This window comes from Demequina globuliformis (genome assembly GCF_000975155.1).
Lineage (GTDB): Bacteria > Actinomycetota > Actinomycetes > Actinomycetales > Demequinaceae > Demequina > Demequina globuliformis.
In genome coordinates this window covers 1,504,580-1,522,938 of the sequence record NZ_BBRG01000001.1, presented here as the reverse complement: position 1 = coordinate 1,522,938, position 18,359 = coordinate 1,504,580, and the positions used below count along the sequence as shown (strand labels likewise).

Here is an 18,359-nt window from a genome sequence, read left to right as displayed (position 1 = left end):
GGGTGATGGCCTATTCGCGATGGAGTTTCGAAGGTGCGCTCTACGTCTACATGGACGTCCGAGGCGGCATCACCTGCATGGGCGCGGCTGGCGATTCGAGCGACGACCCCTGCACGTACACCCGCATCCACTCCGAGGATGAGTTGCGCGAACACATGGCGCATCACGAGGCCCTCGGGCACAACGTCGACTCAAGCCTCGTGGAAGACATTCTCGAGGACGTCGAGGAGTCCGGCGGGTGGGATGTCGTGAACAGGGGCGACCAATGACCCCCCTCAAACTCGCCAGCATCGCCGCTGGAACCGTCATCACCGTCGCCATGCTCGCCGTCGCCTGCGTTTGGGGCGTCGCCGGGATTGTTGACCTGCGTGGGGATGTGGCGCGATGACCACGATCACGCAACCCGAACTCGACCTGTTCGAGCCGGCCAGCATCCCCGTCTGCGGACTGTGCGGCCACGACATCGAACCTGGCCTCGAGTTCTCACACGAGGCACGCTACGTCGCCGGAATCGCTGACCCGATCTGCGGACCCATGCAATCGGCCCTCGAAATCGCTGGAATCTGGATGCGCGGACTGGCGTACGGGCAGCGATGCAAAGGCGGCGTGATCGTCCGAAACGAGGAAGCCGACCTGCGCAACGCGGCGCACTTCATCACCAAGGCGCGCAGGGCGTGGGAACACCGCATTGGCGAGCTTGACGCCTGGCTATCCGTCTACGCCCGGTGGCTCGGCATCCGCGACCTGCTCACCGGCGACGCACTTCCCAACACCGAGCGCATCGTGTGGGGGGCCGCAGCATGATCGCCCGACACCTCAACGCCGCGTGCGACCACAAGCGCGTCACCCACATGCACGGAACGCAGGCGTCGTACACGCTCGACAAGTGCCGGTGCGCGCTATGCACCATGGCCGCGGTAATGGCCGAACGCCTGCGGCGCGAGCACCGTGCACAGGCCCGGTGGGGAGTGCGCGAGGCGCCATACGTCGACGCAACGCCAGCCGTCGCCCATGTCCGCACGCTCATGGCCGCGGGCCTCGGCTGGAAGAAGATCGCACGCCGCGCAGGCATCGATCCCTCCACCGTCTATCCCCTGCTATACGGGCGCGCAGACCGCAACGGGGGCAAGCCGCGAACCAAGTGCCGACCTGCGACCCGCGATGCCCTGCTGGCCGTACCGGTGCCCGCCATCGAAGAGCTCGAAGCGGGCAGGTCGATCGACAGCACGCCGAGCGTGAACCGAGTGCATGCCCTGGCGCGCATGGGATACAGCGCCAGCATGCAAGCCGCACTCGCAGGCATTGAGCATCAGGCGATCCACCGCCTGTGGGGCGGCGCTCCGATGACCACGGTTCGCACCCACAACGCCATGCGCGCCCTGTTCTCCCGACTGTGGGCAACGCCGAACACGCCGGAAACCTGGCACGCGAAATCGGCCGCCACACGCACGACACGAACCGCCGAACGCAACGCCTGGCCCGCTCCCCTGGACCTGGACGACGACGGCTACATCGAACCCTTGGAGGACGCGGCATGACCACCCACCGCACCGTATCGAAGCCCTCGGACTTGCAGCACAGCCACGAGGCAAATGCAGCCGGGAACACGGCAACCCTCACCTCACTGCCGTCAACCGTGACACCGCTCGGAACGCCCGAACAGTTGGACGCGGCCCGCAGGTACATCGACAACAACGCCCGCAACCCACGAGACGCAGCCGGCCTCATGGGCATGCTCGGGATTGGGGGTGCGAAGTGACCACGATCCTGTGCCCCGACTGTGGGCAGGTGAAGGAAGAGGACGGCGCGACGTTCGACTGCCGATGCGACCAAGACGCCGCATGGGAGACGTACAGGGAGCGCGTGAGGCTGTGCGCCGCATGTGAACTCACCGACTGCCGCGACTGCGACCCCGACCTGTGCTCATGCGCACACGCCAGGGAGCCCGCACTTGAGCCGATGGAGACGCCATGTTGAGCGCCGACCTCAGCCAAGGCACCTGCGCGAAGGGTGAAATCGACCCCGACACGTGGTTCCCCGCGCCCAGCACGAGCAACACTGCAGTCAAGGAGATATGCGCCGAATGCCCAGTGCGAGCCGCATGCCTCGAATATGCACTCGACCGGCCCGAGCTTGAGGGCATCTGGGGCGGCGCGTCATACAAGGACCGCCAGGCAATCCGGCGCACACGTCGCAAGCAGGACATTCACCCGAACGCCAACCAGGGCCAGCGAGTCAAGCGAGCCAAAGCCCTCATGCGACGCGGCTACACCAAAGCCGAAGCCGCCGCCGCAGTAGGCACGAGCGCCACGACACTGCGGCGATGGATGGGCGGCTGGGATGACTAGCCCCGCCACCGTCACGCCCCTACGTCCAGGAGCAGCCGCCGCGCAAGCCCTCGCGACCATGCCCCGCTACTCCACGATCCGGTTCCGTGAAACCCGCACCAGTGCCGCGAACATTCGTGACGCCGGCAACCGGTGGCTCGCAACCCACGGATACCTCCACCTGCAAATGCAGGTCTACCGACTCCACCCCAACACCGGACGTACCCACAAGCCCACCGAATGGGAAGCCCGCGTCGTCGAACGAAAGGACCACCAGTGAGTGGCGAAACCCCCATCACCATCGTCGGCAATCTGTCAGCCGATCCCGAATTGCGCTTCATCCAGTCCGGCGTCGCTGTCGTCAACTTCACCGTTGCCAGCACGCCCCGCACGTTCGACAAGCAGACGAACGAGTGGAAGGACGGCGACACCCTTTGGATGCGGTGCGCACTGTGGCGTGAGGCCGCAGAGCACGCGGCCGAGAGCTTGACCAAAGGGACGCGCGTCATCGTCACCGGCAACCTCATGCAGCGGTCATTTGAGTCAAACGGCGAGAAGCGATCCGTCGTGGAAATGCAAGTCATCGAGGTCGGGCCGTCGCTCAAGAACGCGACAGCCAAGGTCACGCGAACCGGCAAGAGCCAGACCGCGCCGGCCGCACAGGCATCCAACGATCCGTGGGGCGCTGCACCTGCCACCACAGAGCCGCCTTTCTAGAGAGGAAACCATGACCAACACGAACGACCGTGAGGCGAAGGCCCGTGAACTAGTCGCCAAGGCAGTTGCATTTCGCGAGGGCGTCGGGGCATCCGAGATTGACCCCGGCTCCATCATCGGCATCTGGATGGCGACAGCAGCGGCGCTTGAGTCGACACTCACCCGCCAGCCCAAGCCGCACACCGTGGAGACGGTGGCGGAGTTGACCCCGCCTTTCGAGGATGGACTCGTGCCGTTTGCCGCGCGTGACCGGGAGGGGGTGCTGTGGCTCGTTTGGGAGACAGAGGACGGCGACGCAATTGCGCAGTCCTACCCCGTTGAGGGCGAAGAGGACAGCGGTAGCCCCATTGTGGTCAAACCGCCGATGCCAGGCTTTCGGGCACTGGGGCCACAGTTCCCACTCACGGTCCTCACGCCCGCCACCCTGCCCACCACGAGCGAGATTGCGAAGCAGGCCGCGGAGTTGCTCGCCACGATCAGCGCAATAGGACTCAGCCGGATTGACGTGACGGCGATGGAGGCGCTGATCGAGTTCATGCGCGGGAGTGTTGCGAGCGACCCTACCGACGCGCAGGTGGAGGCCGGGGTCACGGCGGCGTTTGAGGTCGCTGGCGACGGCTCGCGCCTACAGTCCGAATCCCACTGGCACGAGATCGTCCGTGCCGCCATCTCTGCCGCCGCGAAGGTGGGTGGTGAGTGATGAGCAAGCACTGCCCCCACGCCAACCTCCGAGGCATCTACGGCGACGAGGCGAACCACACGCCTAAAGGTCGCCGCCTGCAATGCGAGGACTGCCTGCGATTCCTGGACGGACCTGTAAGCCTGGCCCGATCACGCGACTTCGACCGTGCCGCAGACGCACTCGAACGGCGCGCCACATTCCTGCGCCAAGAGACGGACGAGGGCTTCGCGTACGTGCCCGAGACGACCATTCAGGCGTACCGACAAGCGGCTCAGATGGTTCGCGCGATGGGCGGTGACGCATGACCACGCCAATCGACCGGGCCGCCGAGGCGGTTAGGCCCCTTCTCGACTACTCCCTGTTCCCCGAGGACGCGCCAGACATTGCCCGAGCCGTCTTCGAGTCCATCGACCGCGACCAGCTGATTGAACTGATGATGCGCCCAGAGCACGGGCCGATGGAGTCGCACGACCCGCGTACCGGCGCGTGCCTTGCCTGCCCCGAGCCACTGCACTACGGAAAGCCCGAGGACATCGTGGACGCAATCATCACCCACCTGACCGGAAAGGACCAGTCATGACCATCCACGACGAACTGGCCGCGATCCAGGGGCGGCACCAGCGCGAGGTAATCGCCGTTCACGAAAGCCACGGCGAGGAAGCCTGGTGCCCCCAATGCGAGGAGCACTGGCCCTGCTCCCCCACGATTATGGCCCGCGCTTTGCAGGCGGTGGTGGACCTGCACGCTCGCGTCAAGTTCGACCCGATGCGCGACCTCGTGACGCACGGGCAGGCCGAGTTCCCGGACGTGTGCGTGACGTGCAGTCGAACGTGGCCCTGCGATGAGTTCCGCGCCATCGAGGAAGCAATGGAGGTAGGGGCATGAGTGAGTACACGCCGGACCCAGGGCACGACCTGGTGTTCACGCCCAGCCTCGAGGACTTGCGCGAGGCATGGATCAAAGCGGAACTGGAGAACGTTCCCGTAGACCGAGGCAACGAGCGCCAGGCCTGCTCCGAAGAGTTCGACAGGGCTATCGCCGACTTTGCCAAGGCCGCGAAGGTTGAGGCGTTGCGGGAGGCCGTCGAGTCGCTTCCCATCGAGTGGGAACCCGTCCGCCTCATCTTGAGCGCACGAGCGCGCCGCATCGAGGCAGGTGAGGGCGCATGACCACAATCGACGACATCCGAGAGCTCTGGATCAACCACAGCGACCCGATGGCACTGCTGACCAACGAGGCGATGCATGCCGAGTTCGACGCCGCAATCCAGCGCGATTTGGCCCATGCTGTCGCGCTGGAGCGCAACGCCGTCATCGCGCACCTCAACGCCAAGGCGAACCGATACCGCGATGACGCGCAAGGCACCGACGACAGTGACGAAGAGCGCTCAGCCGCATGGGTCGCCCACGACGCACTCAGGGCCGCTGCTCTCGACATCGGAGACGGCGCCCACAACGAGCAGGAGGTCGACCAGTGAGCGCGCACCCCGGCATCGTTCACACCTACCCCGTGAACGACCTCATCGAACACGAGACGGAGGGCGACGACTGCGCATGCGGTCCAACCATCGAACCGATCAAGGCCGAGACGGGCGAGATGAACTGGCACATCCTCCACCACAGCCTCGACGGACGCGAGCAACACGAAGGGGCCGACCAGTGACCACCACCCCCACCGGCGTCCCCATCATCGACTGCTCACTGTGCGGCTGGAAACACTCCGCAATCATGAGCCACTGCAACCGGTGTGGCCACGCGTCCAGGTTCGTTGCAAACGGACTCTGCCTCGCCTGCCGACAGAAGCAGGCGGATCGACTGTTTGGGATCCAAAGGTGACGCCCATGACGACCATCACCCTGCTCATCCCCAACACCCAATGGCTCAGCTCGAACCAACGCCTCCACTGGGCCCCCAAAGCCAAGCGCACGGCATGGATCCGCGAACTCGCATGGTCGGAAGGGCGCTGCTTCAGGCCCTATGCAAAGCCAGTGCGCATCGTCGCCCACGTCGGATACGCCGCCAACGGCAAGGCAGATCCCGCGAATGCGTACCCGACCGTCAAGGCGGCAATCGATGGGCTCGTGGCCGCTGGACTGCTCGTTGAGGACAGCCACGAGTGGGTAATCGGCCCCGACATGCGCCGCGATTCGGTCAAGGCCCCGAAAGGACACCACACCGTGCGACTAGAGATGCAGGAGGTGAGCGACTGATGCCGTGGTTCAAAGTGACGGACACGCTCATGAGCGACGAAAAGGTGCTCATGATGCTGCTGAGCGAGAGAGGACTCGCGCTCGGAACATGGGTCGCGTGCGGAACATGGAGCACGCAACACCTCACCGACGGCAAGATCCCGCGCGGCATCGTCGAGTCGTTCGTCGGCACCCTTGACGGGGCCGAAACGCTGGTCGATGCGCGCATGTGGAAGCGCACGAAAGCCGGCTACCAGTTCATCAACTGGGCGAAGTATCAGCCGACCAAGGCTGATGTTGAGCAGAAACGCGAGGACGAGAGAGCGCGCGTGGCCGAGTGGCGCGCACGCAAGAGCGGCAAGAAACCCCAGGTAGATACCGCACCTGTAACAACGTACGAACAGCATGACACCGGCGTACGTACGGACCCGTACGCCTCTCCCGTCCCGACCCGTCCCGACCCGTCCCGTCCCCCTACTACTAACTCACCTTTCGTAGGGAAAGAGACTTCCGTAACGCGCGAGGAATCGACCGCCCCCGACATTCAGCCATGTGGACGGAAGCACGACGCTGCGCGTCCGTGCCGAGGATGTGCCGTCGCAATCGAGAAGGCCCAGGCGGAGGATGCCCGCGAGAAGTCCCAAGCCGCATCGTCCGCAGCGCGACGTGATGCCGCACTCAAGCAGGAAGCCATCGACGCCTGCGACATGTGCGGCCCGAACGGACGACTCGACAACGGACGCACCTGCCACCACGTTGAGTCGGTGGGCATGCCGGCTCACGTGCGAGAGGCGTTCAGCGCCGCGAAGGAGCCCCGCCAATGACCGACCCGCTCCCCCGCTGCCCCATCACGCTCAAAGCCATGCGCACCCGCCAAGAGGTCGACGAGCACATCCACCAATGGCGATCCACCAAGCCCAAGCGCGCGCCACGACTCAGGCCATACCAGTGCCCCTACTGCGACGCCTGGCACACCACCAAGAACACCAAGCCCACCAAGAAGCGCACGAAAGGAGTCTCGTGGTGACCGAGGCCAAGCACTACGCGAAGAACGGGATCTGCGAAACCTGCAACATCCCCGCGCCCTGCCTGACAATGGCTGAGCACGCCCGAGACGAATGGCTCGACATCGCCGCCGCATACCCAGCACTCAAGGCATACCTGGCCCCCACATCGGGCGGTGGTGACGGCGTGCGCACCGCACCAGGGTCAAAGCCGCCCATCTCGCTCATCGCATCCGACCTGATCGCCGAAATCGAAGACTGGGCCTGGTTCTACGCATCGGCACTCATGGACGAAACGCCTGACTACACGCCACCCGCCGACACCGAGAGCCGACTCCGAGACATCGCCCAACGCCACGGACACTGGACCAGCGACGACGACGAACGATGGGTGCAGCATCGCAAGCAAATCGAGGGCATGCCGGAGGGTCACTGGCAGCGAGTAGCACTCGACTACTGCGACACCGCCGACAAGGTCAGGCGCAAAGTCGTCGGGCTCATCGTCCGCCCCACCCCGCCACGCTTCATGGGCCCATGCATGGCATTCGACTGCCAGGGCGACGTCTACCTCGCCAGCAGCGACAAGGTGGCACGATGCGTCGAATGCGACCAAGGCCACGACGCCCGCGACCTCCGCGAACAGGTCGTGCGCGCCATGTCCACCCGACTCATGCGCCGCGACGAACTACGCGTCGCCGTCAACATGGCACGGCCCCACGGCATGAAACGCCTCGCGCCAGCACTGTTCCGAAAGTGGATCCAGCGTGAGAGGCTGGTGCCTGTGATCCGAGAGCCCGAGATGTTCCGATTGAGCGATGCGCTCGACTTGGCCGGAATCGAGGTGGTGGCATGACCGGCGAAGACGGCAAGGCCGACGACGAAGTCGCGCGATTCGCACGAGAGCTCTCAAAGCGGACCCGGGGCACGAAGCGCGACCTCGATCCCGGAAACGACTACCTCGAAAACATGGCGCGCCGCGCCGCGCTCGGGCAGTTCCTCCTTGATCACCTGCGTGAGGTCGACACAATGGTCAAGCGATTGCGTTGAAGTGCTCGGCGCGTGTCGCTTGCGCACGCCCGCGCCCATGTGTCACGCTTAGGTGCAGTGGCAGAGGTGTCTCTACACCCCGCCGAACGAAAGCCCTGGCCCAACCGGTCGGGGCTTTCGTGTATCTAGCCCTCAACGTTGATGGGCTGACATCAACCCCACAGGCTTCCGTCGTGGTTGGCGACGGACGCTCAATCTCCGTGCGTGGTCGATTGAGCCAGCCAGCACCGCGGCCCCTGCGCCACCACTCCAGCGAATGACCTCGGTCTACGCGGCAGGGGCGCGGTTGCTGTGCGTCAGACTTCCCGCCCGGCACCCAGCGCCCACCAACACGAGACAGGCTGGCGAGTGCGCGGGCGTGGACCCTGGGAGGGTGCGATGCCTGCTGGTCGTCGCTGTCCCGGCGAGCGTTGCCCTGTGGTCTTGACGGGCGGCGAACGCTACTGCCCCAAGCATGCCCGTGAGTACGAGCTGCGACGGGGCACCAGTACCCAGCGCGGGTACGGATACCGGCACCAGAAGGCCCGGAGGTCATGGCAGGCACGCATCGACGCTGGCGAGATCATTCGCTGCTCGCTGTGCGGACTGCGCGTGACTGGCACTAACTGGCACCTCGACCACACGCCCGACCGCATGGCGTACCGAGGCCCGGCACACGTGGCATGCAACACCAGCGACGGTGGCAGGCGAGGCGCGGCTGCGTCCAACGCCAAGGTCGATTGAGTTTCGACGCTCGAACTTGCTTCGCGAACGCAACTTCACGAGTAAAGCGAAGGCAAAGGCCCAGGGGCCAACCCCGACCCCCCGGTCGCACTCTAGCCCGCCGGGCAGGCGTCTCGCCCAAAAACAGGGTTCAGATTGTTCCAAAGGTAAAGCAAAAGTAAATATCAGACCCCCGCATCTGCGCTAACAGACCGGGGGCATGGCCGAACTATGAAGGAGTTCGACGTGAGTAAGCGTACCTGCTCGCTGCCCGATTGTGACAAGCCGTTTCGCGCCCGTGGACTATGCGCCGCGCACTACAACCGGGCGTACTGCCCCGAGCGCCACGGCGATCCCGCCGAAGATGCAGCCCGTCGCCGTGCTGCTCGCGAACGCGACAGGCTCGACCCGGCGAAGGTGGCCAAAGAGCGCGAGCGGAGTGCGCGCCGAAACGCCGAGCTCAAGGCAAAGCGCGCGGAGGTTCGCGAGATTGCCGCCGTGACGAACGATCTTCCTGATGCAATCGACGCGGAGATGGATGCCGTCATGAGGTGGCGATACATCGACTGCGGGTGGTGCGGCGAGCAGTTCTGGACCAAGCGCCACGACGCCATCGTGTGTTCAATGCCATGCAAGCGCGCCGCCAAGAACATGCGCCGCCGGGCACGAGAGTATGCAGCGCCCGGCACGTACACGTGGTCCGAGGTCGCGAGCGTCTACCGCGACATTGGTCGAGTGTGCGCCTACTGCCACGAATACTTTCCCCTTGCCGACATTGAGCCGGATCACGTAGTTGCACTGAGCGTTGGCGGCTCGAACTCGATTCACAACATCGTTCCGTCCTGCCAGAAGTGCAACGGCGACAAACGCGAACTGTCCATGTCGGAGTGGGCGGCAGATCGCAGGCGTCGGGGGCTTCCCTTGCGTTCACTCCACCCCAAGATTTCGCACCTTACGAGCCTAGCGCTCACTGCCTAGCCCCTCGCGCGACGCGAGGGGTCCGACCGCGCGATGCGGCGAGAGACAGGTGATCTTCATGCCCTCTGGTGGCGCACGCAACCGTTCTGGCCCTCCCGCCGACCCGCGCTCTGGGCGCTCGGACGCACGCGGGCTGTCGTTCTCCCCGCTGCCCGCTGAGGGCTACGGCGGCGATGTTCCCGAATTCCCTGCCCCGAACCCGACCGCACGCGAGCGGCACTGGTGGGCGTGGGCTTGGACCACTCCCCAGGCTGCCGCTTGGATTACGCCGCAGGAGTCGTGGCGCATCCCGCATGTGGCCGAGTGGTGCCGCGTCAAGTCGATGCTCGAGGATCCTGACGCCAAGGCCGCCTTGTGGGCCGCGAAGTTTCGGCTAGACGACAAGTGCATGTTCTCGAACGCTGGACTGGTCGAGGCTGGCTATCGGATCGTCGCCGATGAGGTTGCCGCCAAGCGCACTGAGCGCACGCCGGAAGCGCCAATGGCCGGGTATGACCCGCGCGCCGAGTTGCGGACTGTGAGCGATGGAAGATGACTTCCCGACGCTCGGATTCCTTGCAGCCAAGTGGGTTAGCCATCACTGTGTAGTCCCTGACGGCTTCGACCTTGGCAAGCCGCTCGAATGGCGTGGCTGGCAGGTCGAGTGTGCGGTGAATCACTACCGCGTGAAGCCGGACCTCGCGTTCAATCCCGCGAGGCCGTTGCTTTCTCAGGCGTTCGAGTATCGCCGATCTCAGGTGGTCGGGCCGCAGAAGCTCGGCAAGGGGCCGTGGGCTGCGTCGATCACCGCGTTCGAGGCAGTCGGGCCATGCCTGTTTGCCGGGTATGCCACGGGCGGTGAATGGTACATCTGCCAGGAACACGGATGCCCGTGCGACTTCGAGTACGAGTACCTTCCCGGCGAGCCGATGGGCATGCCGCGCGTCACGTCGTTGATTCAGTTGCTCGCCACGAGCGAGGACCAGGTGGACAACATCTACCGTCCCTTGCAGCAGATGATCCGTCGCGGCCCGCTTGCTGACCAGATGCTCGTGCGCGAGGGGTTCATTCGGCTTCCGAACGAGGGTCGCATTGATGCGGTGACGGCTTCGGCCAACTCGAAGCTGGGCGCACCGATCAACTTTGCGGTGATGGATGAGACGGGCCTATATACGGCGCGGAACCGGCTGCTCAAGGTTGCTCAGACGATGGGCCGAAACCTGGGCGGCATGGGTGGCCGATCCATCGAAACCACGAATGCGTGGGACCCGATGGACGATTCGCGCGCTCAGCAAACGCAAGAGTCGCGCCGCGAGGACATCTACAAGTTCTACCGGCGACCGCCATCGGGCCTGAATTACCGGCTCAAGCGCGACCGTCGCAAGATTCACGAGTTTGTGTACGAGGGCGCGCCGTGGGTAGACCTCGACGCAATCGAGGCCGAGGCTGCGGAACTATTGGAGACGGACCCGACGCAGGCCGAGCGGTTCTTTGGCAACAAGCTCGTACAAGGCCTGGGCGCATTCATGCCCGAGGCACTGTGGGACAAGACGCGCGCTAAGTCACCATCAACGGATCGCAGGATTTCGCTGGGCTTCGACGGCAGCCGCTCGGGCGACCACACTGCATTGCGCGCCGAGACTATCGACGGCTACAGGTTCACGCCAACGTACGGCCCTGACTCTCGCCCGACGCACTGGAATCCTGCCGAGTGGCCCAATGAGCGAATCCCACGCGGCGAGGTCGATGCCGCGGTTCGCGAGATGTTCGACCGGTACAAGGTCGAGCGACTCTATATCGACCCGCGCCATTGGGAGACGCAAGCCGACCAGTGGGCATCGGAGTTCGGCGAGGATGTCGTGGTCATGTGGCCAACGAACCGCATCGAGCGCATGTTTCAGGCGCTCACCCGCTACTTGGAGGACTCGCACGAGGGGCTTACGTCTCACGACGGCGACCCCACGGCAAAGGTCCACGCACTCGCGGCCCGCAAGGTCGCCAAGCCCGGCGACAAGTACATCCTCGGCAAGCCTGCTGAGACGCAGAAGATCGACATTCTCATGGCCGACGTGCTCGCGCATGAGGCCGCTGCGGACATTCGCGCACTGGGCGCACCCACTGACAACAAGGTCATCGTATTTCGACGTTAGGAGGCCTCAACGTGGCGCGACTAACGACCGAGGATCAGGCAATCTTCGACCGGCTCAAGGGCGATCTAGTCGCCGTCCGCAGTCACCTGGACCTGCTCGACCGGTACTACGACGGCATGCAGCGCTTTGACCAGCTCGGACTTGCAATCCCTCCCGAGGTGCAGAACTTCCGCGTGATCGTGAACTGGCCGCGAGTGGTTGCCGATGCGATTGCGGACCGCCTGGACGTTAAGGGATTTCGACTCCCTGGCAACGACACGGGCGACGCGGACTTGTGGCGTACGTGGCAGGCAAACGACATGGACGAGCAGGACATCATCGCCCGGCTCGACTATCAGGTGTACGGGCGCTCGTTCCATTGTGTCGGTGCGAACGAGCGCGAGGGCGAGCCGCTGATTACGGTGGAGTCGCCGCGTCAGGTCATTACCGACCGCGACCCCCGCACGCGCAAGGTGACGGCGGCGCTGCGACTGTACAAGGGCACGCCGGATTCGCAATCTGACGACCGGGCGACGCTGTATCTGCCGAACGTGACCTACTGGCTGTCTCTCGACGGCGGCATCTGGGAAATCGTCAGCAAGAACGATCACAACTTGGGTCGCGTGCCCGTGGTGCCATCGTTCCGTGGCCGTCGCTCGACAATCCCGGCAGGCCGCACCTATCAGGGCGTTTCGGCTATGGCAGATGTGATCCCGGTGACGGATGCAGCGGCGCGCAACATCACGAACGTTCAGGTCGCGCAGGAGACGCACGCCGTTCCTGCTCGATGGGTGGCCGGCGTGTCCAAGAATGACTTTGCCGACGAAAATGGCAAGCCGCTTCCGGTTTGGGAATCCTACTTCGGCGTCATTAATGCGGCGACGAATAGCGACACCAAGTTCGGTCAGTACGCATCGTCAGACATGCGCAACTTCGACACGATGCAGACGTTGTACGCGCGTCAGGCTTCGGCTGTCACCGGCCTGCCCCCGAACTACTTCGGACTTTCCTCGGATGACGCGGCAAGTGCCGATGCGATTCGTTCGCGCGAGGCCCGCCTCGTGAAGCGCGCCGAGCGCGATCAGGTCGTCTTGGGCAACGCTCGCGAGGAAGCAATGCGTATCGCCATGCAGATCAAGACCGGCAAGCGCGACCCCGAACTCGAGGCGATGGAGTGCCTGTGGTACGACGCGGGCACGCCGACCTACGCCTCGCGCGCCGATGCGGTCGTGAAGATGTGGGCCGCATCTGACCAGAGCGGGCGCGGACTGCTGCCGACCGAGATGGCATATGAGGAGCTGGGCTGGTCGCCGCAGAAGGTGACGCGCGCCCTGGCCTTGCGTGAGGCTGAGAACACCGACCCGTACCTGTCTCGACTGAGCGACAAGGACTAGCCCGTGGCGATTCAGTCGCTGCCCCGCGTTGCGTCTGACTACGCGCGTGACCAGCGCGCCGAAAACGGGGCCGCCGTTGCCGCAGTTAAGCGTCTGTGGCGGCGCATGGGCAGCGACTTCGATGCGTCGTTTCTAGCCATCGCGCCGGACTTGATTGAGGTTTCCAACACCGCTCAGGCTCGCATCTCCGGGCAGGCGCAGGCGTACATCCCGGCCATTCTTGAGGCTACCGACCAAGCGAAGGCCGACCGGCCTCGGTTTGACATTGACCCCGGCGCATACGTTGGCACCGCTGGCGACGGTCGCCCGACTGAGGTCCTCATGTACGGCGCTGTCACGGAGGCCAAGAAGCAGGTCAAGGCGGGCGCATCTGAGTCGGTTGCACTTCATCGTGCAGGCGAGTGGATTGCGGGTGCTGTTGGCACGATCCTGTCCGACACGCATCGCGGCATGGAGGGGTTCGAGTCCTACGCCCGCCCGGTTTCGGGATGGGTGCGACAACTCACGCCGCCGTCATGTGGACGTTGTGTGATTCTCGCGGGCAAGCACTACCGCAAGAGCCAGGGATTCCAACGGCATCCAGGGTGCGACTGCGTGCATATCCCTGCTGCCGAGAACGTGGCCGGCGACCTGACGACAGACGTCGGGGAATATCTCGGATCGCTTGACGAGCAGGGGCTTGCGAAGGCGCTCGGCTCGAAGGCAAACGCCCTCGCATATGCAGAGTTCGATGCAGACCCGTATCAAATCGTGAACGCATATTCATCGGGCGTGAAGAAGGCCCAACAGTACGGGCGCAACATCACCTACACGACCGAGGGCACGACGGTTCGCGGTGTCGCCTACCAGCAAATGTCCCGCGTCCGTGCCCTATCTGCACTGTCGAAATCTCCCGGCTCGCGATACCGCCAACTGACTGCGCCGCGACTCATGCCCGAGACGATTATCGGACTCGGATTGAGCCAAGAGCGCACGCGCGACATGCTCCGCGATTTCGGCTGGCTCGGGTATACGCGCCCCTAATCCACGCCCGCACGCGACGTGCTGGCACCGACCCCCGCGATGGAGGTTCCCATGACCACAGAAGCACCCGCCGCAGACGCGACAGAAGCCACCGCAGCCGCGCCCGACTCGACTCAAGAGGTCGTAGAGAACGCTAGTGCCGCACCCGACCTGGGCGACGCTGGCAAGAAGGCGATTCAGGCAGAGCGCGAGGCTCGCAAGGCCGCAGAGAAGGCCGCACGCGAGGCCAAGGAGCGCATTGCCGCGCTTGAGGCCAAGGAGCAAGGCCGCGAAGCCGAGCACGCTGCGGAACTAGAGGCCGCAAAGGTGCGCGACGAGGCACTGGCGAAGGCCAATCAGCGCATCGTGAGTGCTGAACTCCGAGCCGCCGCCACGGGCAAGCTTGCAGACCCGATGGATGCCCTCGCGTTCATCGACCCCACTGACTTTGAGGTATCCGACGACGGCGAGATTGATTCTGCCGCAGTGTCCGCAGCGATTGCGGACCTGATCGAACGGAAGCCTCACCTGGCCGCGCGAGGCGGCAAGACGGAGGTACTACCGGACACGTCCCAAGGGGCGACTTCGGCGGGCAAGACCTCCACCGCTGAAATGTTCGCCGCCGCATTGGGCGGGAACGTCTAAAACGCCCCGCGTGGGCAATACCCAAGGAGCAACACATGGTTGACATCAACCGCGGAACCACGGGCGTGAACCTTCCCCCCGAGGTTTCTCAGGAAATCTGGCAGGACATTCAGGACGCATCTGTCGTGATGGGCCTTGCTCGTCGCGTGTCGCTGTCCGGCGCTGGAACCGTCTACCACGAGGTTCTGACGGACTCCGAGCCCGCCTTCGTTGGCGAGACCGAGCGTAAGCCTGTCTCGAATGCCACTGTTGGCAACAAGACCCTCGTGCCGCACAAGATCGCGGTCGTGCAGACATACTCGGACGAGTTCCGTCGCGACCTTCCCGGCCTGTTCAATGCCCTCGTGAGCCGCCTCCCCGGCGCGCTCGGCAAGACGTTTGACAACGCCGCGATTCACGGCATCGGCGCGCCTGCGTCGAACTTCGATGACCTGTCGGGCGCTTCCGGCGTGTCGATCCTGAACACCACCCCCGGCTCGGACGACGCATATGCAGGATTCCTCGCCGCGCTGGGCGCTGTTCCGAACCTCTCGGCATGGGCACTGGCCCCTGCTGGCGAGATTCTGGCACTGGGCAACCGCGACACGTCTGGTTCGCCCATCATCACCCAGAACGTGCAGACCGAGGGTTCGGTCGGGTCGATCCTGGCGCGCCCCGTGTTCCGCTCTGCCAATGCTGGCACCGAGACGACCGACCCTCACACGGTCGGCATCGCGGGCGACTGGTCAAAGGCTGTCTGGGGCCAGGTCGAGGGCGTGTCCATCGACATCTCGGACAACCCCGTCTATGCAGCCAACGGCGACCTCATCTCCGCTGGCTGGCAGGACAACATGATCTCGGTTCGCGCCGAGATTCACGTCGGGTTCATTGCCGACACCTCCAAGTTCGTTCGCTTGACCGGCACCGACCCGGTTTAAGCATCACGAGCTGATCGACCTCAACGCTGAAGGGATGGTGCGCCCGTGACTTACGCCGTGCTTACCGATGTATCCACGCGACTCGGGCGCGCCATCTCTGACGCGGACGAGGTGGCCCAGGTTGAGGCCTGGCTATCTGACGTTGAGGCGATCATTCGCGCCCGTGTCCCCGACCTTGACGACCGCGTAACGGACGGCAACCCTGCCGAAGCCGTGGTCGTCATGGTCGAGGCCAATGCGGTTGTCCGCAAGGTCAAGAACCCTGACGGCAAGCAAAACGAGCGCATTGACGACTACTCGTACGGACTCAACTCCGACTATGCGCGCGGTGATCTGTTCCTGACTGACGATGAGTGGGAGTTGCTGCTTCCGTCGTCGGGTTCGCAGGACGCTTTCTCGATTCACCCGCGCGGCATGCGCGACCTCTCTGGCAAGTGGTCGCCGCCGAACTACTCCACGTCGGCTGGTGCCTGATGTCTGCGGTTAGTGCCGCCGATGCTGGCCGTCGTGCCGCCGCTCGCCAAATGACAGACACGTGGCGAGTGGAGCGCGAGACAGGCCAGGCGTTCAACGACGTGACAGGCCAATATGAGCCGACGTTCGCGACGGTCTATGAGGGGCCGGGCAAGTGGCAGACGTTCGAGGCATACGAGCAATCCCCCGCTGCCGCCGGGCACACGTTCGTCGTCACTCGCTCGCACCTGCACCTGCCGTTCACTGACGAAAGTGCGGGCGTGCGCCCCGACGACATTGCCGAGTGCATGACCTCGCGCATGGACCCCGACAACGTGGGGGCGCGGCTGCGGATTGCCGCCGAATCGTCCAAGACGTACCGAACCGCCCGCCGCTTCCCCGTTTCGGAGGTGCAAGCATGACGCGCAAGTACGCATCGTTCGACACTTCCCAGGTTCGTGCGGTTGCCGCTGACTTTGGCAACGCGCCCGCCCGCATCTCGCGCAATGTCACGTCGGTCATGTTCAAGTCGGCGCAGAACATCAAGAAATCGATGCGGGCTCAAGCTCGTGAGCGCAAGCACTGGCATGCGGTCGCGGGTGACATAACGTTCGACATTGAGCCGGACGTTGATGGCGTGTCGGCTGAGATTGGCCCTGAGATTGGCCGCAGCGGTCGCGGGCACCAGGGCTCGCTGGCGTTCATCGCGTACAACGGCTCATCGCGTGGTGGTGGCGGCACAATCCGCGACCCCGAAGTGGACCTGATGGAAGAGCTCCCCGCATTCGAGCGGTTCATGGAAGCCGCCGCGATTAAGGCGCTGGGATGACTCAGGCGCACATCGACGGCATTCTCGCGCTGCTGACGGACGCGGGGATCACGGCCTACGACACTGAGGCCGAAGAGTCTCCGAGCTTCCCCTACGTCGTGGTCGCCGCGCCATCCTTCACGCGCATCGCCGCGTCCATTGATGATGTTCCGCGCGACTTTCACGAGCCGAGCGTGAAGGTCACGGGCGCGGGGACTGGCCGCGAACAGGCCCGGTGGGTGCAAGAAAAGGCGTACGCGGCCCTGGACCGCAAGTCGCCCATCGTCACCGGATACCGCACGGACATTCGGCGCACTGCCACCGGCATCCTCGCCGCTGACCGTGAAGTGACGCTCCCCGGCTCGGGTCACCCGATCTACGCGACAGACACCTACCTGTACCGCGCAACCCCCACCGCTTAGCAATCCCCGCCCCACAACGCACGGAGGTGCGTCGCTATGCCCTGCCCTGAAACCTGCGCCTGCAAGCCCGGCCATTGCGCCGACGAGTGCGAGCGCGACCACGACGCGATCTGCGATTCACGAGGGGAGACGGACTAGTGAGCAAGTTTGTAGACGCATATGCCACCCGCAATGGAGCAAAGGTGCGCGTTCCCGAGCACTACCTCACATCCCCCGCGTTCGAAGGCCGCTATCGCCTCACGCCCAAAGCCCGCGCCAAGAAGAGCGGCAAGAAGTCGGAGCCCGTTGAGGCTCCGAAAACTGCGACTCCACCTATCGAACCCCCGGCACAGGGGGAAGACACACAAGGAGTGACCCCCGATGCCTAAGATGCTCGCCGATGGCACGACCAAGCTCGTGCTGCTCGACTCTCGCCCCGCTGACATCGCCGCGATTACCGCGACTGAGGCGAACGCGGGCACGGACGTTTCGTGCCTCATCATGGACCCGCTGAACATCGGCCCGTCCGGTTCCGACACCGTTGACGAGAAGGCACTGTGCGACCAGGGCAATGCTCAGGCGTTCGGTGCTTCCAACTACTCGGGGCGCACGATCACCGGCTACCGGTCCTACGACGACACCACGTTGCAGCCCGATGCTGCGACGGACCTCGCGTGGGAAGCCATGAAGACCAAGGGCACCCTCATCCGCTGCCTGTACCGCAAGGGCGGCAAGGCGTCCACTGAGGACTTCGCTGAGAGCGATGAGGTGCGCTACATCGAGTACACCGTTGACGACCCGCAGGAAGCCGACAACACCGAGGGCTACTCCAAGTTCATCTCGGCCCTGGGCTACGCGGGTACGGCCTCGCTCGACACGCTGCTGGTCGCCGGCGCGTAACTAGACCCCTTCCCCGCATCGTTGGCGTCGCAGCGGCGGTGCGGGGAAGGCCCCACGGGGAACGAATCCAACATCTGCGACCACTG

34 protein-coding genes are annotated in these 18,359 nt (G+C 64.6%); all 34 read left to right on the top strand.

Going from position 1 to position 18,359, the window contains the following annotated elements; all coding sequences use genetic code 11:
* The first annotated feature begins 5 nt into the window (after positions 1 to 5).
* The 34 genes from AOP75_RS07135 to AOP75_RS06975 all read left to right on the top strand — a co-directional run bounded on the left by AOP75_RS07135 (position 6) and on the right by AOP75_RS06975 (position 18,273).
* Positions 6 to 269, top strand: coding sequence for a hypothetical protein (locus AOP75_RS07135; RefSeq protein WP_062077744.1), 264 nt, complete (start codon positions 6 to 8; stop codon positions 267 to 269).
* Positions 266 to 388 carry a hypothetical protein gene (locus AOP75_RS12940; RefSeq protein ID WP_269078806.1) on the top strand — a complete coding sequence of 41 codons (123 nt, stop codon included), beginning with the start codon at positions 266 to 268 and terminating at the stop codon, positions 386 to 388. The genes AOP75_RS07135 and AOP75_RS12940 overlap by 4 nt, the downstream gene beginning before the upstream one ends.
* Positions 385 to 804, top strand: coding sequence for a hypothetical protein (locus AOP75_RS07130; RefSeq protein WP_062077742.1), 420 nt, complete (start codon positions 385 to 387; stop codon positions 802 to 804). Before AOP75_RS12940 ends, AOP75_RS07130 begins: the two co-directional genes overlap by 4 nt.
* Entirely contained in the window at positions 801 to 1,538 is a 738-nt protein-coding gene (locus tag AOP75_RS07125) for a hypothetical protein (RefSeq protein WP_062077741.1), read from the top strand. Before AOP75_RS07130 ends, AOP75_RS07125 begins: the two co-directional genes overlap by 4 nt.
* Positions 1,535 to 1,759, top strand: a complete 225-nt coding sequence (locus AOP75_RS07120) for a hypothetical protein (RefSeq protein ID WP_062077739.1) — start codon at positions 1,535 to 1,537, stop codon at positions 1,757 to 1,759. Before AOP75_RS07125 ends, AOP75_RS07120 begins: the two co-directional genes overlap by 4 nt.
* Before the next feature lie 211 nt (positions 1,760 to 1,970).
* Complete coding sequence (locus tag AOP75_RS07115; RefSeq protein ID WP_062077737.1) at positions 1,971 to 2,348, top strand: WhiB family transcriptional regulator; 378 nt, start codon at positions 1,971 to 1,973, stop codon at positions 2,346 to 2,348.
* Entirely contained in the window at positions 2,341 to 2,607 is a 267-nt protein-coding gene (locus AOP75_RS07110) for a hypothetical protein (protein ID WP_152649990.1), read from the top strand. The genes AOP75_RS07115 and AOP75_RS07110 overlap by 8 nt, the downstream gene beginning before the upstream one ends.
* Positions 2,604 to 3,044: a single-stranded DNA-binding protein gene (locus AOP75_RS07105; RefSeq protein WP_062077733.1), complete on the top strand. Its 441-nt coding sequence runs from the start codon at positions 2,604 to 2,606 to the stop codon at positions 3,042 to 3,044. The genes AOP75_RS07110 and AOP75_RS07105 overlap by 4 nt, the downstream gene beginning before the upstream one ends.
* 10 nt (positions 3,045 to 3,054) lie before the next feature.
* Positions 3,055 to 3,744, top strand: coding sequence for a hypothetical protein (locus tag AOP75_RS07100; protein WP_062077731.1), 690 nt, complete (start codon positions 3,055 to 3,057; stop codon positions 3,742 to 3,744).
* Positions 3,744 to 4,031 carry a hypothetical protein gene (locus tag AOP75_RS07095; protein ID WP_062077730.1) on the top strand — a complete coding sequence of 96 codons (288 nt, stop codon included), beginning with the start codon at positions 3,744 to 3,746 and terminating at the stop codon, positions 4,029 to 4,031. The genes AOP75_RS07100 and AOP75_RS07095 overlap by 1 nt, the downstream gene beginning before the upstream one ends.
* Positions 4,028 to 4,306, top strand: coding sequence for a hypothetical protein (locus AOP75_RS07090; RefSeq protein ID WP_062077728.1), 279 nt, complete (start codon positions 4,028 to 4,030; stop codon positions 4,304 to 4,306). The genes AOP75_RS07095 and AOP75_RS07090 overlap by 4 nt, the downstream gene beginning before the upstream one ends.
* On the top strand, positions 4,303 to 4,611 hold the full coding sequence (locus AOP75_RS07085) for a hypothetical protein (protein WP_062077726.1): 309 nt from the start codon (positions 4,303 to 4,305) through the stop codon (positions 4,609 to 4,611). Before AOP75_RS07090 ends, AOP75_RS07085 begins: the two co-directional genes overlap by 4 nt.
* Positions 4,608 to 4,895, top strand: a complete 288-nt coding sequence (locus AOP75_RS07080; protein ID WP_062077724.1) for a hypothetical protein — start codon at positions 4,608 to 4,610, stop codon at positions 4,893 to 4,895. The genes AOP75_RS07085 and AOP75_RS07080 overlap by 4 nt, the downstream gene beginning before the upstream one ends.
* A complete protein-coding gene (locus AOP75_RS07075; RefSeq protein ID WP_062077722.1) occupies positions 4,892 to 5,203 on the top strand; it encodes a hypothetical protein in 312 nt (103 codons plus the stop codon). The genes AOP75_RS07080 and AOP75_RS07075 overlap by 4 nt, the downstream gene beginning before the upstream one ends.
* Complete coding sequence (locus AOP75_RS12715) at positions 5,200 to 5,388, top strand: hypothetical protein (protein ID WP_062077720.1); 189 nt, start codon at positions 5,200 to 5,202, stop codon at positions 5,386 to 5,388. The genes AOP75_RS07075 and AOP75_RS12715 overlap by 4 nt, the downstream gene beginning before the upstream one ends.
* Positions 5,389 to 5,566: 178 nt before the next feature.
* Positions 5,567 to 5,935 carry a hypothetical protein gene (locus AOP75_RS07065; RefSeq protein WP_062077718.1) on the top strand — a complete coding sequence of 123 codons (369 nt, stop codon included), beginning with the start codon at positions 5,567 to 5,569 and terminating at the stop codon, positions 5,933 to 5,935.
* Positions 5,935 to 6,738, top strand: coding sequence for a hypothetical protein (locus AOP75_RS07060; protein ID WP_062077715.1), 804 nt, complete (start codon positions 5,935 to 5,937; stop codon positions 6,736 to 6,738). Before AOP75_RS07065 ends, AOP75_RS07060 begins: the two co-directional genes overlap by 1 nt.
* Positions 6,735 to 6,941 (top strand): hypothetical protein, encoded by a 207-nt coding sequence (locus AOP75_RS07055; protein ID WP_062077713.1) that lies wholly within the window; start codon positions 6,735 to 6,737, stop codon positions 6,939 to 6,941. The genes AOP75_RS07060 and AOP75_RS07055 overlap by 4 nt, the downstream gene beginning before the upstream one ends.
* The gene (locus AOP75_RS07050) at positions 6,938 to 7,771 is read left to right on the top strand and encodes a hypothetical protein (protein ID WP_152649989.1); all 834 of its coding nucleotides are present in this window, start codon (positions 6,938 to 6,940) and stop codon (positions 7,769 to 7,771) included. The genes AOP75_RS07055 and AOP75_RS07050 overlap by 4 nt, the downstream gene beginning before the upstream one ends.
* Positions 7,768 to 7,965: a hypothetical protein gene (locus AOP75_RS07045; RefSeq protein WP_062077709.1), complete on the top strand. Its 198-nt coding sequence runs from the start codon at positions 7,768 to 7,770 to the stop codon at positions 7,963 to 7,965. Before AOP75_RS07050 ends, AOP75_RS07045 begins: the two co-directional genes overlap by 4 nt.
* Positions 7,966 to 8,343: 378 nt before the next feature.
* Positions 8,344 to 8,688 carry a hypothetical protein gene (locus AOP75_RS07040; protein WP_152649988.1) on the top strand — a complete coding sequence of 115 codons (345 nt, stop codon included), beginning with the start codon at positions 8,344 to 8,346 and terminating at the stop codon, positions 8,686 to 8,688.
* A 225-nt stretch (positions 8,689 to 8,913) separates the two neighbouring features.
* Positions 8,914 to 9,645 (top strand): HNH endonuclease, encoded by a 732-nt coding sequence (locus tag AOP75_RS07035; protein ID WP_161794551.1) that lies wholly within the window; start codon positions 8,914 to 8,916, stop codon positions 9,643 to 9,645.
* A gap of 58 nt (positions 9,646 to 9,703) precedes the next feature.
* Positions 9,704 to 10,180: a hypothetical protein gene (locus AOP75_RS07030; RefSeq protein WP_062077702.1), complete on the top strand. Its 477-nt coding sequence runs from the start codon at positions 9,704 to 9,706 to the stop codon at positions 10,178 to 10,180.
* On the top strand, positions 10,170 to 11,774 hold the full coding sequence (locus AOP75_RS07025; protein WP_062077701.1) for a terminase large subunit domain-containing protein: 1,605 nt from the start codon (positions 10,170 to 10,172) through the stop codon (positions 11,772 to 11,774). The genes AOP75_RS07030 and AOP75_RS07025 overlap by 11 nt, the downstream gene beginning before the upstream one ends.
* A gap of 11 nt (positions 11,775 to 11,785) precedes the next feature.
* The gene (locus AOP75_RS07020; protein WP_062077699.1) at positions 11,786 to 13,147 is read left to right on the top strand and encodes a phage portal protein; all 1,362 of its coding nucleotides are present in this window, start codon (positions 11,786 to 11,788) and stop codon (positions 13,145 to 13,147) included.
* Positions 13,148 to 13,150: 3 nt separating this feature from the next.
* A complete protein-coding gene (locus tag AOP75_RS07015; protein ID WP_062077697.1) occupies positions 13,151 to 14,170 on the top strand; it encodes a hypothetical protein in 1,020 nt (339 codons plus the stop codon).
* 51 nt (positions 14,171 to 14,221) lie between these two features.
* Complete coding sequence (locus tag AOP75_RS07010) at positions 14,222 to 14,794, top strand: hypothetical protein (RefSeq protein ID WP_062077695.1); 573 nt, start codon at positions 14,222 to 14,224, stop codon at positions 14,792 to 14,794.
* Between the two features lie 35 nt (positions 14,795 to 14,829).
* Positions 14,830 to 15,711, top strand: coding sequence for a phage major capsid protein (locus tag AOP75_RS07005; RefSeq protein WP_062077693.1), 882 nt, complete (start codon positions 14,830 to 14,832; stop codon positions 15,709 to 15,711).
* 45 nt (positions 15,712 to 15,756) lie between these two features.
* A complete protein-coding gene (locus AOP75_RS07000) occupies positions 15,757 to 16,185 on the top strand; it encodes a Gp19/Gp15/Gp42 family protein (RefSeq protein WP_062077691.1) in 429 nt (142 codons plus the stop codon).
* A complete protein-coding gene (locus AOP75_RS06995; RefSeq protein ID WP_062077689.1) occupies positions 16,185 to 16,586 on the top strand; it encodes a DUF6093 family protein in 402 nt (133 codons plus the stop codon). The genes AOP75_RS07000 and AOP75_RS06995 overlap by 1 nt, the downstream gene beginning before the upstream one ends.
* Positions 16,583 to 16,993, top strand: coding sequence for a hypothetical protein (locus AOP75_RS06990; RefSeq protein WP_062077687.1), 411 nt, complete (start codon positions 16,583 to 16,585; stop codon positions 16,991 to 16,993). The genes AOP75_RS06995 and AOP75_RS06990 overlap by 4 nt, the downstream gene beginning before the upstream one ends.
* Positions 16,990 to 17,394, top strand: a complete 405-nt coding sequence (locus AOP75_RS06985; RefSeq protein WP_062077685.1) for a hypothetical protein — start codon at positions 16,990 to 16,992, stop codon at positions 17,392 to 17,394. The genes AOP75_RS06990 and AOP75_RS06985 overlap by 4 nt, the downstream gene beginning before the upstream one ends.
* A 137-nt stretch (positions 17,395 to 17,531) precedes the next feature.
* Positions 17,532 to 17,762 (top strand): hypothetical protein, encoded by a 231-nt coding sequence (locus AOP75_RS06980; RefSeq protein ID WP_152649987.1) that lies wholly within the window; start codon positions 17,532 to 17,534, stop codon positions 17,760 to 17,762.
* On the top strand, positions 17,755 to 18,273 hold the full coding sequence (locus AOP75_RS06975; RefSeq protein WP_152649986.1) for a phage tail tube protein: 519 nt from the start codon (positions 17,755 to 17,757) through the stop codon (positions 18,271 to 18,273). Before AOP75_RS06980 ends, AOP75_RS06975 begins: the two co-directional genes overlap by 8 nt.
* Positions 18,274 to 18,359 lie beyond the last annotated feature (86 nt).

Bases quoted from the DNA above. Each gene is read 5' to 3' on its own strand.
- AOP75_RS07075 (WP_062077722.1), top strand. From the start codon at position 4,892: ATGACCACAATCGACGACATCCGAGAGCTCTGGATCAACCACAGCGAC.
- AOP75_RS07120 (WP_062077739.1), top strand. From the start codon at position 1,535: ATGACCACCCACCGCACCGTATCGAAGCCCTCGGACTTGCAGCACAGC.
- AOP75_RS07085 (WP_062077726.1), top strand. From the start codon at position 4,303: ATGACCATCCACGACGAACTGGCCGCGATCCAGGGGCGGCACCAGCGC.
- AOP75_RS07025 (WP_062077701.1), top strand. From the start codon at position 10,170: ATGGAAGATGACTTCCCGACGCTCGGATTCCTTGCAGCCAAGTGGGTT.
- AOP75_RS07005 (WP_062077693.1), top strand. From the start codon at position 14,830: ATGGTTGACATCAACCGCGGAACCACGGGCGTGAACCTTCCCCCCGAG.
- AOP75_RS07110 (WP_152649990.1), top strand. From the start codon at position 2,341: ATGACTAGCCCCGCCACCGTCACGCCCCTACGTCCAGGAGCAGCCGCC.
- AOP75_RS07060 (WP_062077715.1), top strand. From the start codon at position 5,935: ATGCCGTGGTTCAAAGTGACGGACACGCTCATGAGCGACGAAAAGGTG.
- AOP75_RS06985 (WP_062077685.1), top strand. From the start codon at position 16,990: ATGACTCAGGCGCACATCGACGGCATTCTCGCGCTGCTGACGGACGCG.
- AOP75_RS07055 (WP_062077713.1), top strand. From the start codon at position 6,735: ATGACCGACCCGCTCCCCCGCTGCCCCATCACGCTCAAAGCCATGCGC.
- AOP75_RS12940 (WP_269078806.1), top strand. From the start codon at position 266: ATGACCCCCCTCAAACTCGCCAGCATCGCCGCTGGAACCGTCATCACC.
- AOP75_RS07095 (WP_062077730.1), top strand. From the start codon at position 3,744: ATGAGCAAGCACTGCCCCCACGCCAACCTCCGAGGCATCTACGGCGAC.
- AOP75_RS07030 (WP_062077702.1), top strand. From the start codon at position 9,704: ATGCCCTCTGGTGGCGCACGCAACCGTTCTGGCCCTCCCGCCGACCCG.
- AOP75_RS07090 (WP_062077728.1), top strand. From the start codon at position 4,028: ATGACCACGCCAATCGACCGGGCCGCCGAGGCGGTTAGGCCCCTTCTC.
- AOP75_RS07125 (WP_062077741.1), top strand. From the start codon at position 801: ATGATCGCCCGACACCTCAACGCCGCGTGCGACCACAAGCGCGTCACC.
- AOP75_RS07135 (WP_062077744.1), top strand. From the start codon at position 6: ATGGCCTATTCGCGATGGAGTTTCGAAGGTGCGCTCTACGTCTACATG.
- AOP75_RS06975 (WP_152649986.1), top strand. From the start codon at position 17,755: ATGCCTAAGATGCTCGCCGATGGCACGACCAAGCTCGTGCTGCTCGAC.
- AOP75_RS07010 (WP_062077695.1), top strand. From the start codon at position 14,222: ATGACCACAGAAGCACCCGCCGCAGACGCGACAGAAGCCACCGCAGCC.
- AOP75_RS07040 (WP_152649988.1), top strand. From the start codon at position 8,344: ATGCCTGCTGGTCGTCGCTGTCCCGGCGAGCGTTGCCCTGTGGTCTTG.
- AOP75_RS07065 (WP_062077718.1), top strand. From the start codon at position 5,567: ATGACGACCATCACCCTGCTCATCCCCAACACCCAATGGCTCAGCTCG.
- AOP75_RS07100 (WP_062077731.1), top strand. From the start codon at position 3,055: ATGACCAACACGAACGACCGTGAGGCGAAGGCCCGTGAACTAGTCGCC.
- AOP75_RS06995 (WP_062077689.1), top strand. From the start codon at position 16,185: ATGTCTGCGGTTAGTGCCGCCGATGCTGGCCGTCGTGCCGCCGCTCGC.
- AOP75_RS07115 (WP_062077737.1), top strand. From the start codon at position 1,971: ATGTTGAGCGCCGACCTCAGCCAAGGCACCTGCGCGAAGGGTGAAATC.
- AOP75_RS06990 (WP_062077687.1), top strand. From the start codon at position 16,583: ATGACGCGCAAGTACGCATCGTTCGACACTTCCCAGGTTCGTGCGGTT.
- AOP75_RS07045 (WP_062077709.1), top strand. From the start codon at position 7,768: ATGACCGGCGAAGACGGCAAGGCCGACGACGAAGTCGCGCGATTCGCA.
- AOP75_RS07080 (WP_062077724.1), top strand. From the start codon at position 4,608: ATGAGTGAGTACACGCCGGACCCAGGGCACGACCTGGTGTTCACGCCC.
- AOP75_RS07130 (WP_062077742.1), top strand. From the start codon at position 385: ATGACCACGATCACGCAACCCGAACTCGACCTGTTCGAGCCGGCCAGC.